The following is a 12026-nucleotide window of genomic DNA, read 5'->3' on the forward strand; positions in this document are numbered from 1 at the left end:
TCCGTCGCGTAGCGGGCGAGCGCCAACGGAGGGCTACTGGATGGTCTTCATCATCACCTCGTTGTAGCGCTCGCCCGAGGCCACGCCCTTCGGCAGTGCCGCGTCGAGGCGCGCGAGATCGTCGTGGGTGAGCACGAGGTCGTCGGCACCGGCATTGTCTTCGAGGTACTTACGCCGCTTCGTACCGGGGATCGGCACGATGAAGTCTCCCTGCGCCATCACCCACGCGAGCGCGAGCCGTGATGTCGTCGTGTTCTTCTCTGCAGCGAGCGAGGCGATCGTCTGCACCAGATCGAGGTTCTTCTGGAAGTTGTCGCCCTGGAATCGAGGCGAATTCCGGCGATAGTCGTCGACAGCAAGGTCCTCGAAGCGCCGGATCTGGCCAGTGAGAAAGCCGCGCCCCAGCGGGCTGTAGGCGAGGAAGCCAATCCCGAGCTCGCGACAGGTCGCGAGAACCGAATCCTCGGGATCGCGGGACCAGAGCGAGTACTCCGACTGCACGGACGCAAGCGGATGGATGGCATGCGCTCGTCGCAGCGTCTCCGAGCTCGCCTCCGAGAGGCCGATTGCGCGCACCTTCCCGGCCTTCACCAGGTCGGCCATCGCTCCCACGCTCTCCTCGATCGGCGTCTTGGGGTCGACGCGATGGAGCTGGTAGAGGTCGATGACGTCGATGCCGAGGCGCCGGAGACTGTCGTCGCACGACTTCTTGATGTATTCCGGCGTGCCGTCGATCCCGCGTCGCATGGGATCGTTGGGGTCGCGAACGATCCCGCACTTGGTCGCGACGATGAACTTGTCCCGCTTGCCGGCGATGGCACGGCCGACCAGCATCTCGTTCGTGTGGGGACCATAGGCATCGGCTGTATCGAGAAGGGTGATGCCGAGCTCGAGCGCACGGTGAACGGTGGCGATCGACTCGGCGTCGTCACCTTGGCCATAGAACTCGCTCATGCCCATGCAGCCGAGTCCCATGGCCGAGACGGTCAGATTTCCGAGCTTTCGTGTCTTCATGCACTCAGGGATACGACTTCGAGCGCACTCGAAGTCAAGGCCGTTTGTCGCCTACGGCTGGAGTTGACTTGGAGTGCACTCGAAGTTCTATGCTCCGGGGCGTGACCGAGACATTCTCCATCAAGGATGTGGCCGCCCAGACCGGTGTCACGGCCCATACGCTCCGCTACTACGAGCGGATCGGCTTGCTTCGCGGCGTCCCGCGCGCCGCAAGCGGCCATCGCCGTTACCGCGCCGAGGACGTGCGCTGGGTCGAGTTCTTGCGCAAGCTGCACGCCACCGGAATGCCGATCCGTCGCATGCAGGAGTACGCCTCGCTCCTTCGCAAGGGCGACAGCACGATCGTCGCGCGCCAGCGCCTTCTCGACGAACATCGCAAGGACGTGGAATCTCGAATCGAAGTCCTCACGACGAACCTCGAGATGATCCGGAAGAAGATCCGTTTCTACGCACAGCGCACGGCGAAGGCGAGCTAACCGCAACCGCCGCAGTACGGCATGGGATGGCGCGCGAGATGCATCGGGCCGCTCGTTCCGATGATTCCGAGCGTCGCGTTCTGTCGAAGTCGAAGCGGACATCGGCTCGCCTACCTGAGGTGGGGCGCGGGCCCGGTGCTCGTGGTGCCGCCCGGCTGGATCAGCCACCTCGAGCTGCAGTGGAGCGATCTCGGAATGCGCCCACTCTTCGAGCGGCTCGCTTCGCGTTACGAGCTCGTGTTCTACGACAAGCGCGGCGTCGGCTTGTCGGAGCGCGAGCGCGAGGACTTCTCGCTCGCCGATGAGCTCGCGGATCTCGAGGTCGTCGTCGACGAGGTCACCAAGGGCCCCATCGCTCTGTTCGGGAGCTCGCAAGGGGGGCCGCTCTCGATCGCCTACGCGGCCGCGCACCCCGAGCGCGTCACGCGGCTCGTGCTCTATGGATCCTACGAGTCCGGCGCCGCCATCGCGCGCGCACCGGTTCGCGAGTCGTTCGTCTCGCTGATACGCGCGAGCTGGGGGCTTGCTTCAGATGCGATGGCCACGATCTTCGTCCCTCCGGAGGACAACCCGACGTACCACGTGAAGTTGAAGCGCTTCCAGCGCGAGGCGGCCTCCGGCGCCGTCGCCGCGCAGCTGCTCGCGTCGATCTACGAATGGGACGTCGGTAGCCGTTTGCCGGCGGTCCGTGCGCCGACGCTCGTGATTCACCGGCGCGGGGATCGCGCCATCGCCAGCCGGCTCGGAATCGAGCTCGCCTCGAAGATCCCTGGCGCGCGCCTGGTGCTCCTCGACGGAGACATCCATCCTCCCTGGCTTGGCGACTGGGAGGCGGTTGCGAAGCTCGTCGAGGAGTTCGTCCCTGGCGCGCGCGCCAGCGAGTTGGCCGCTGCCACGCGGGCGCCGGCGCCTTCGTCGCGACGATACGAGATTCTCCACTACGACGTCGGAGACTCGGCGGAGGTCGCCCAGTATCGCATCGGCCTCGCGCAGATCGGCGAGCCGGACGACATCTTCACTCCCGGAGCGAGCGGCCTGCTACGCCTGCCCGCGTCCCGCCTGCCGTTCGTGGAGCAGAAGATCGAGCGCGTCATCGGCCGGGCCGCCACGCTCGGCGTAGGTCTTCTGCTCCTCCCGGAGATGAGCGTCGACCTCAACTTCGGCGAGCTCGAGACCGCCGTCGACCGTCTCGCGCGACGATACGATATGCACATCGTCGTCGGCGGCTACCACGACGAGATCACACGCGCGAACGTGTGCAAGGTGTTCGGGCCGAAGGGCGTCCTCTGGCAGCAGCGCAAGCACATCCCCGCGACCATGTCCTGGGGAGGTGAGACGATCACGGAGCCGATTGAGGCGCCCGCCCCGTACGTCTCCGTCGTGGCGTCGACCCGCTTCGGCCGAATTGCGATCGCGATCTGCCGAGACTTCCTCGATCTCGATTTGCTCGTGGAGCTGAGGAACTCCGAGCCGCCGGTCGACCTGGTGCTCAACCCTGCCTTCACGCCTGTGACCGCCGACTTCACCGCGGCTCACGTCGGCGCCCGCCGCGCGCTCTATGCGTGCACCGCGTTCTGCAACTACGCCGCGTTCGGAGACTCGGAGATCTTCAGCCCCGAGAAACGAAAGCGCCGCGTCCACGCAGCGGCCCAGAAAGAGACGGTCATGGTGCGAGACATCCCGCTCTTCGCGCTCCGCGCCGAGCGCCGTGCGTGGGACGAGCGCGCGCATCGCCGCTTCATCCAGAGCACGCGCTCGGCGTGAAGCGTCGCGGCTTTCGTGGCTCCGCCATGCGGGAGAGACGGGGGCGGAGCCTCATCGCGTGTAGAAGCGGAACTTCTGGGCAGAGGAGCTGTTGGTCGGCCACGCCCAAAGCGGTTGTTGAGCGACTGCGACGTTTTTGACGAGGTCCATTCGAAATCCCACGAAGTTCGCAAACGCCACGGGGCTGAAGCCCCACGTACCGTCTTCGTAGGGGACGACGCTCCATCTCTGTTGGAACGAGCCATTGCAGTCCCATATCTGGAGTTGGGAACCCTGCACGACGGGCGCCGCGAATTCGAGGCACTTGCCCATGGCCGTCAACTGCCGCGTCGACGAGTTGTAGCTCCACTGCTGCGCGACGCTGCCCGTGCAGGGCCATAGCCACACGGGCGTCCCGTTTGCGGCGGAGCCCCACTGGACGTCCAGGCACAGGGCCGATCCGCCCGGAACGTTGCTCGACTCCAAGACGATCGATTGCCACGGAATATCTTGATTCGCGCCGACCCAATGCACGTCTACGGAGAGTGGAGGCCCAAAGGAGCCCATAGGGGGGAAGACCCAAGTAATCATGGGGTGCTGAATCGTTGAGTTCCCGCCATTGAAGTTCCAGCGAGCGACGGTGTTCGTGCGATCGAGACCGGTCGTGCCGCCCACGTAGACAGGGAGGTTCCTCGAACCGGTTCCTGAGAAACACCAGCGACCGTTCGTCGTCTCGGCGCAGGAGATGTTCTTCGCCGGCGACGCCGGCGACGTCAACTCGATCGCTGGTTGGATGATGCCGCCTGCCGATGGAATGTCGACGTTCACGGTGCCATCCGTCGACTCGTCGCCGCCATCGGCACTCGCACAGCTCGACGTCGCGCCGACCGTCAGGAGTGCCAAAAATGCGAGCGAAGATGCCTTCGATGTAATCGTCATCAAGTCCCCCTCGTTTCGGATTCCGACGTTCAACGTCGACACGTCGACACGCCGACACGTCAACAGGTCGGCAAGTCGACGGCGTTCGGCTCGTCTCATCGAGGACCGAACGTTCATTTCAATTAGGCCGGCAGCCTCTCACAAAGGAAATGCCTTGTCGACGGGCGACGACGTTCGAGCGGTATCGTTCGGCTCGGGCGCGCAACCGTACACCTTGCGGTCGCATCGTCTTCGTACCGCGACACAGGGGATGTGATCGAGATCACGCGGCGGCCTGTTTCCTCCCTCGGACGCGAGATTGGGATAGGTACGTCCGAGCTTTGCCCGTGCCCGCTCGACAGTGCTGACACGACCTCGTCAGTCCCTCCACTTACGGGCATACGCGTAGAGCGGCGCCGGCCAGGTCGGATCGTACCCTCGTCCGCCGACGGGAAGGCGAACGCGTCCGCGTGAAGCGGAATCACAGGTCGATCAAGCTTGATCGATCCACGCAAGTGAGAATCGCTGTAGAGGCATCGCGGCATCGGGAGGAGCCAATTCCAAACGTGCCGTGTACGGTGGCGCACACTCGGCGCGCAATCGTACAGGGCGCGGCCGGGCAGGGTCGGCCTATAGTCGAGGCATGTCGACCCGGCCCTTCGCACTCGTCGTGATGGCGCTGCCATTCATCGGAGCCATCGCATGTTCGTCGGACGACGACTCGTCCAAACCAAACGAATCAGGACAGAGCTCGAACGACGATTCGGGACAGACGGGGGCTGTGGGCGGGGCGCAACCGGGAGATCCGGCGCCGACCGGCGAAGGTCCTATCGTCCAAGTTACCGGTGGTCGCTACCACACCTGCGCGCTTCTAAAGACGGGAGAGATCTATTGCTGGGGCCAAGGCGCCTATCGCCAGCTCGGTGGAGACTACGGTGCGAAACACGTGGCGACGCGCGTCGAGACAGTGACGGACGCCATCGCGATCGATGCAGGCGATCGCTTCACGTGCGCGATTCGAAAGGGAGGCGCCGTCTGGTGTTGGGGTGACGATGATCACGGCCAAGCAGGGACCGCGGCGACCACGCCCTGCGGAGACTCGCAGATCGACTCGGTCTGCATCGTGACCCCACAGCCGATCGTTGGTCTCGAAAGCGGTGTCGTCGAGCTCGCGCTCGGCACGGACCACGCCTGCGCGCGACGTAGCGATGGAACCGTCGCGTGTTGGGGAGACAACGGGGCAGGGCAGGTGGGCTCGGCCACGTTCGGCGACGTTCGCGACGTGTCCGTGGTTCAGGGCGTTGCTGGCGCCACACGTTTGGCCGCGGGTGACAAGCACACGTGCGCGCTCGTCGGCTCGCCCGGCAAGATGCTCTGTTGGGGCGCGAACGACTCTGGCCAGCTCGGTCACGGCAAGATCGAAGATACCGGTTTTCCTTCGCCTGCCGAAGTCGACGGTCTCGCAGACGCTGTCGATCTCATCGCCGGCAGCAAGCACACGTGCGCCGTGCACGCAGGAGGAAACGTCAGCTGCTGGGGTTACAACTACCTTGGGCAACTCGGTAACGGCGACACCAAGCCAACGCGGACGACGAGCCTCCAAGCGGTGAACGTCAGTGGCGTGTCACAGCTCGCCGCGGGCCGCTATCACACGTGCGCACGACGAGGCGGCGCCGTCTCATGCTGGGGAGACAACAGCAAAGGACAGCTCGGCGACGGAACCACTGACACCCGCTCCGCGCCCGTTTCCGTCACGGACCTCGCGGGCGCGACGTTCATCGCAGCTTCGTCGCTCTCCGTATGCGCCGCATTCGCCGACGGACACATGGAATGTTGGGGCGACGATCTCGGCGCAGAGCTCGGTGACGACCGCGTCTCGGAGGAGCCGACCACGAAGCCTGTCCGAGTCCAGGGGCTGCCTTGATTCTCGTCGCCGTCAGCAGGTGTTCTCGTGACGTCTGCTCTAGCCAATCGAGGGATATGGTCTATTTGAGTTTGCGCCAGACTTCGGACGTCGCCGCGTCGGTCCAGTAGAGATACTTCGCGTCGACCGCGAGGCCTGTGGGCGTGCCCTGCTTCGACACGAAGGCCTCACCGCGATCGGCCACGTCCTTCGAGTCTTTGCGTCGTCGCCAGATCGTTCCGCGCCCGGCCGCGTCGGGCTGCTCGGCGACGTAGACGTACGTTTCGTCGACCGCGACGCCGGCGAGCGCGTTGTAGCCCTTGGCGACGGTCTCGGGGACCGTCTTCGTGGAGACGACCGAACGTCGATTCAGGACGCCCGAGCTCGTCGTGATGTAGAGGTTTTCCGCCGCGTCGAGGGCAAGACCTTCGATGCCCGTTGCAAAACCGCTCAGCGTTGCCTGGGTGGCCTTACCGTACGGGACGACGAGCACCTCCTGCTGTTCCGTATTCGCGAGATACATCAGGTCCAGCGTCGTCGCGATACCGCGGAAGGTCGCCGTGTTGAACGGCGTGTACTCGGTCGGACTCGCCGAGCCGTCGGACGGAGCGCATTCCACGTGGAGCGAGCTCGTCCAGCAGACCTTTCCCGCGGCGATGGCGATGTACGCGGCTCCCTTTTGCGCGGCCACGAGCGGCGTCGCCGAAACCGACGGCGCGGCATCCTTCGCTTTGCGTAGGACGGCCACACCGTCGATCACGACGAAGTATTCCTTGTCGTCGACGGCAATGCCGACGGGCTTGCCGGGCAACTGTGATGCGATGAGCACGGGCGCACACACGCCCGCCGTGCATGCTGCGCCTTCGCAGCTCTTGCCGCACGCTCCGCAGTTGAGCGGGTCGGACGTCAAATCCGCGCCACACGTCGAGGTGGCGTCGGTCGTGCCGCCACCATCGCTGCCGCTCGAGGCATCGGAGTTCGTCGTCGACGCATCCGAGCTCGGAGTCCCGTCCGAGGCGCCGAACGGACTGCAGCCAGCTTGCACGCGCGCGAGCGCGAGCACGGTGAACGCCGCCAACGCGAAGGACGAGCGACGAAGCAAGTTGGCCACCACGCGCCAGAGTGTACCCGAATTTCTACGTGGAGACCGATCCCGTCGTCCCAGATCGCGCTGCGTGCGATGACCCGGGCGCGGTCGTTGTGGTTTCTGCGAAGTCTCTTCTGCTAGTCGTGTCATCGCTCTCGATGACGCAACCGATGGCCGTAGGTGCACGAACGCCGACCCGAGCAGCGCGTGGTGCAGACCTACGCGCTGCACCCCATTCGCGTGTTGCGCGAGGCCCCGGCTTTCGCGCGTGGCGTTTCGCGTCGTGCATGTTGCTCGCGCTCGTCATCGAAGCGTCGCTTCTGCCCACGGCGATCGCTGCACCCCGCGAGTACGCCACGGCGCCGACTCCTTCATGGGTCACTCCCTCTTCTCCGTCTTCTGGCGCGCCTCGTGCGGAGACGCCCGCAAGCACGAGCAGCAGTGAGGCGGGAATCGCCGATCTCGTCATCGACGACCAGCTGCGTGTCGGCAGGACGGCGGAGCACTACATTCGTCGAGTTCGGAAGGTGACGTCGCCAGCGGGCGTGCGCTCCGCCGCCGAATTCGAGCTCTTGTACGATCCGGCCTACGAGCGCGTGACGTTGCACCACGTCGTGGTTCTCCGCGGTGACGAACGCATCGATGCGACGAAGACCGCCACCGTGCGGGTCATCGAGAGCGAATCGTCGCGGGACGAGCAAATCTACGATGGCACACGCACGATCGTTTTCCTGCTCGCCGACGTGCGCGTTGGTGACGTCGTCGAGTTCGAGGCGACGGTGGCCGGTGAAAATCCGGTCTTTGGCGGGCGCACGAATCGTCGCTGGAGGCTTGATTCGTCTCGGCCAACCGCATACCGGCGCGCTCGCATCGTGTATCCGTCGTCGCGTCCACTCGCGTTTCGTCTGTCTCGAACCGCCGTGCCGACGACCTCGCGCGAGGTTGGCGCAGACACCGAAGTCACGTGGGAGGCACATGATCTCCCGGCCGTTGTCTTCGACGATGATGCCCCGCCCTGGTTCACACCGACCATCGGTCTTTCGCTCAGCGAGTTCACGTCGTGGGCGGACGTCGCGCGGTGGGCCTCGACGCTCTACTCGTTCGACGTCCCGACGAACGGCCCGCTCTTCGCGAAAATCCGAGAGATCAGTTCCGCGCACGCGACAGCCGAAGCACGAGCGCTCGCGGCGCTACGCTTCGTGCAGACGGAGGTGCGCTATCTCGGAATGGAGCTTGGCGAACATTCGCATCGTCCGCACGCTCCAGCCTCCGTCTTCGCGCAGAGGTTCGGAGACTGCAAAGACAAGACGTCGCTGCTCGTCGCGATGCTCCGTGCGATGGGAATCGAGGCTCAGCCGGCGCTCGTCAATCCCGACCTCGAAGCGCACCTCGACGAAGAGCTGCCGTCACCGTTCGCCTTCAATCACGTCATCGCCCGTTTGCGCGTCGATGGTCGCGAGATTTGGGTCGACCCGACGAACTCGTTCGAGCGTGGGCCGCTCGGGCGTGAGCCGGTTCGTTACGGCCGAGCCTTGGTGGCCTCGCCGGAGGAAACGGGACTGGTTCGCATCGACGCCCAGCCAGTCACCGAGCCGACGACGACGGTGCACGAGACGTTCAACGTCTCCGGAGAGTCGGCGACGCTCGACGTCGTCACCAGACACACCGGAGAAGACGCGACGGGCGTGCGCCGAACGCTCGCCAATCGCACGCGTGACGCTCTCGAGCGCTCCAACGTCGAGTTCTATGCGAAGGCCTTCCCGACGGTTGCCGTGCGCAGCCCGTTCGTCGTCGAGGACGACGAAGCCACGAACGTCGTCGTCGTACGTGAGTTCTATGCGATTCCGCACGTCTACGACAAGAACGGTCGATTCGATGTCTGGGCTCACTCCATCCAGACGCTCGTGGGCCGCCCCCAAACGACACGACGCTCGTCGCCTTTGAGCCTCGCATATCCGCTCTTCGTTCGACACGAAATCGAGGTCGAAGGCGTAGAGCTCCGCCCGCTCGACGACTCCACGGTGAACGATGGCTCGATCGTTTTCACGCGTCACTCCGAGAAGCTTCCGAAGGGGCTCCTTCTCACATTCGAGCTGAGAGCGCTGACGGACGCGGTGCCGCCCGAGAAGGTCGCCGAGCACGTCGCCGCCCGGTCCAAGATCCAGGACGCCGTCGATTGGTTCGTGGTCCCGAAGATCGGCGAGCCCGTCAAAGAGAACCCCGCTCACTCCGCGGTTTCGATTGCCGTCGACGTCGTTTTGATTGTCGGCTTGCTCATTGTCGGGGCGGTGGTGCTCGTCCGCCGAACGCGCCGTGCCGGCCGCCGTTGGCGTTGGCGCTGGCGCCGCGCTCGCAGCGCAGGCGAAGTCCCCGCGCGGGCCATTCGCGTCGCCTCGCGGCACGACGCCGAGCGACGCGTCTTCGATGGCAAGTGGGAGTGTGGTCACGCGCCTCCGCAAGGGACATCGCAGGTCGCGTGGGCCTCGATTGCATTCGGCGCCGTACGGGTTACTTCGGCACGAGCGTTGTGTCCCTCGTGCGGTCAAGCACGCGTGCGCTACTTCGAGCTACTTCGAGATGATGACACTCCGCGGGACGACAGGGCCGGCTCGTGATGCCGTGACGTCGTTCGAGCGAAGAGAGCTTTCCGCATCCAACATCAGGTAGGCAGCGCTCGCGGGTGACGGGCGCGGTCGCCCAATATCGGGTGACGGTACCGTCGCCGAGTCGGAGGGCTGCGATGACGGCAACACGACGAATGGCGACGGCTGTTCCTCGCGCTGCGTCGTGGAGAGGGGTTGGGAGTGCGCCGGTCAGCCGAGCGCGTGCCACGTGCGCGGGGACTGCGCGTCAAAGCCTTGTCAGAACGGCGGTACGTGCACGGATACCGAGAGCGGACACACTTGCAAGTGCCCGGCGGGCTACGGCGGAGCCAACTGCGAGACGAACGTCGACGAATGCGCTGCCAACCCGTGCAAGAACGGCGGCACGTGCACCGACGGGGTGAACAGCTACACCTGCCAGTGCGCGGCGACCTACGAAGGAGCGCAGTGCACGAGCTGCGTCGCTGGCCGCGGGGACTGCAATACGAACTCCGCTGACGGTTGCGAGGCGCTCCTCGGGAGCGACGCCAACAAAACTGCAATGGATGCGGTTTCAAGTGTGTGACTGGGCAGATCTGTACGCATGGCGCCTGCCAGGCTTCGCCGTCCGGCCAGGTGCCCGGACCACCGATCAGCGTCGCCGCGACTCACAACCCGCTGGCGCCGGCCGTCGCGGACATCGATCGCGACGGTAAGCTCGATATCCTCGTTGCGAACGCCGAATCCGGTTCGACGACGACACCCTTTGGTTCGGTCTCGGTCTTCACCGGCAAGGGGGACGGCACCGTCGCCGCGGAGGTGAACTACCCAGGGGCCACGCTCTCCAGCAACGCCGTTGCCGTGGCCGACGTGAACGGCGATGGCTGGCCCGATGCCATCACCGTCAACGGCCAGACCAATCTCGCGACGACCACCGGGACCATCACCGTGTATCTCAATCTCGGGGCGGCTGCGCCAGGGACCTTCGGCGCGGCGACGAGCTTCACCACGGGGGCCGCAGGGTCCGTCCACCTCTGCACCGCCGACTTCGACGGCGACGGCAAGATCGACGTCGCGACGACGAGCGTCGTCACCAACCAGGTGAGCGTGCTCTTCGGCAGCGGCGCTGGCGCTTTCGACGCTCCCGTTCTCATGGCCATCACGAGCACCGGCGGCGTGCAATCGACGATCGGTTGCCGCGACCTGAACGGCGACGGTCATCCCGACCTGGTGGTGACGAGCCCGAGCTCGGCACGCGTGTCTGTCCTCTTGAACCAGGGAGATGGCTCGTTCGCATCGCCGGTCTCCTATTCGAATGCGGTGAACGGCCAGACCGCGGGTATCGCCTTCGGCGACGCCGACGGCGACGGCAAACTCGATATTCTGTCCAACGGCGCGGCGGGCGCGTACCTCTTCTTCTTCAAGGGGAATGGGGACGGCACCTTCGCGACCGGCGTGCAGTCCGCGACCGGCGCCGGCGCGGTGACCAACTCGGCGCTCGGTGTCGTCGCGAGCGACTTCAACGGCGACGGCAAGCTCGACGCCTATCTCCTACGCTCCTCCACGACTGGCGGCGTGTATCCGATGACCGGCAGTGGCAATGGCACGTTCACCGCGGGCACGCTCGTCACGACCGGCACCGCCCCCGGCCTCAACGCCATCGCCGCCGCCGACATGGACGGCAATGGATACGTAGACCTCGTTCTGACGAACAAGGGATCGGGGACGCTCACGGTCATTCCGAACTCACTCTGAGTGTTCACCTTGGCGAGAGCCCCTTTCGCTCTGCCGAAGAAGAGATTCGCGGCGCGCACAGGGCCCGTCACGATGAGTGTGCTCGTGCGCGCGTCCGCCGTGTCGCACTCCAGCGTTCCGCTCAACGTGAGCGGTCCATCGACCACGACGGCCCATGGATCGGAGCCGGTTCGTAGGTCTCCGTCGACGACGAGGGGACCGTCGATCCATCGAACCGACGTCGCTTCGTCGTTGAACGATTGGGCTTCCTTCAACGAACGCCACCACGCTCGGTCGCCGTACCGCCGCTCGAGCTCCGCCATGGTCGTCGGGGTCGCGCAATCGTCGAAGCTCGTCGTCATGATACGAGCAAGTTTACTCGATGATCGAACGCAGCCCCGTCAGGCCGTGCACGCTGGTGACGTCGGGCCGATGACCGTTTCGTTCTCACCGCAATCGGATCTGCCGCAATGCCGTTCACTACGGTGGCCTTTTGACCACGGTTAGGCGCGCTGCTCGTTTCGCCCCGCACCGCGCGGTCGCGGAAGAAGCGTTCGAGCTCGAGAGCG

General features: G+C 65.3%; 9 protein-coding genes. 6 read left to right on the forward strand and 3 right to left on the reverse strand.

Translation table 11 applies throughout. The features are described 5' to 3' along the window. Nucleotides 1-33: 33 nt before the first annotated feature. Nucleotides 34-1014 (reverse strand): aldo/keto reductase, encoded by a 981-nt coding sequence (locus AKJ09_RS26520; protein ID WP_146650454.1) that lies wholly within the window; start codon nucleotides 1012-1014, stop codon nucleotides 34-36. A 101-nt stretch (nucleotides 1015-1115) separates the two neighbouring features. On the opposite strand from AKJ09_RS26520, the gene AKJ09_RS26525 reads away from it, so the two are divergent. Then, nucleotides 1116-1490, forward strand: coding sequence for a MerR family transcriptional regulator (locus tag AKJ09_RS26525; RefSeq protein ID WP_146650456.1), 375 nt, complete (start codon nucleotides 1116-1118; stop codon nucleotides 1488-1490). A 60-nt stretch (nucleotides 1491-1550) separates the two neighbouring features. Then, nucleotides 1551-3254 carry an alpha/beta fold hydrolase gene (locus AKJ09_RS26530; protein ID WP_169927877.1) on the forward strand — a complete coding sequence of 568 codons (1704 nt, stop codon included), beginning with the start codon at nucleotides 1551-1553 and terminating at the stop codon, nucleotides 3252-3254. 51 nt (nucleotides 3255-3305) lie between these two features. On the opposite strand, the gene AKJ09_RS26535 is transcribed toward AKJ09_RS26530, so the two are convergent. Beyond that, a complete protein-coding gene (locus AKJ09_RS26535; RefSeq protein ID WP_169927878.1) occupies nucleotides 3306-4172 on the reverse strand; it encodes an RICIN domain-containing protein in 867 nt (288 codons plus the stop codon). 622 nt (nucleotides 4173-4794) lie between these two features. Between AKJ09_RS26535 and AKJ09_RS26540 the strand changes: the two genes are divergently transcribed. Further along, nucleotides 4795-6075, forward strand: coding sequence for an RCC1 domain-containing protein (locus tag AKJ09_RS26540; protein ID WP_146650462.1), 1281 nt, complete (start codon nucleotides 4795-4797; stop codon nucleotides 6073-6075). A 61-nt stretch (nucleotides 6076-6136) separates the two neighbouring features. On the opposite strand, the gene AKJ09_RS26545 is transcribed toward AKJ09_RS26540, so the two are convergent. Then, nucleotides 6137-7168, reverse strand: a complete 1032-nt coding sequence (locus AKJ09_RS26545) for a hypothetical protein (RefSeq protein ID WP_146650464.1) — start codon at nucleotides 7166-7168, stop codon at nucleotides 6137-6139. A 260-nt stretch (nucleotides 7169-7428) separates the two neighbouring features. Here AKJ09_RS26545 and AKJ09_RS26550 point away from each other — a divergent pair, with 260 nt between their 5' ends. The 3 genes from AKJ09_RS26550 (at nucleotide 7429) to AKJ09_RS26560 (ending at nucleotide 11478) form a co-directional block, all read left to right on the forward strand. Further along, nucleotides 7429-9756: a DUF3857 domain-containing transglutaminase family protein gene (locus AKJ09_RS26550; RefSeq protein WP_169927879.1), complete on the forward strand. Its 2328-nt coding sequence runs from the start codon at nucleotides 7429-7431 to the stop codon at nucleotides 9754-9756. A gap of 85 nt (nucleotides 9757-9841) precedes the next feature. Further along, complete coding sequence (locus AKJ09_RS26555; RefSeq protein ID WP_275936747.1) at nucleotides 9842-10309, forward strand: hypothetical protein; 468 nt, start codon at nucleotides 9842-9844, stop codon at nucleotides 10307-10309. Then, entirely contained in the window at nucleotides 10306-11478 is a 1173-nt protein-coding gene (locus AKJ09_RS26560) for an FG-GAP repeat domain-containing protein (protein WP_169927880.1), read from the forward strand. The genes AKJ09_RS26555 and AKJ09_RS26560 overlap by 4 nt, the downstream gene beginning before the upstream one ends. Nucleotides 11479-12026 lie beyond the last annotated feature (548 nt).

This window comes from Labilithrix luteola (genome assembly GCF_001263205.1).
Lineage (GTDB): Bacteria > Myxococcota_A > Polyangia > Polyangiales > Polyangiaceae > Labilithrix > Labilithrix luteola.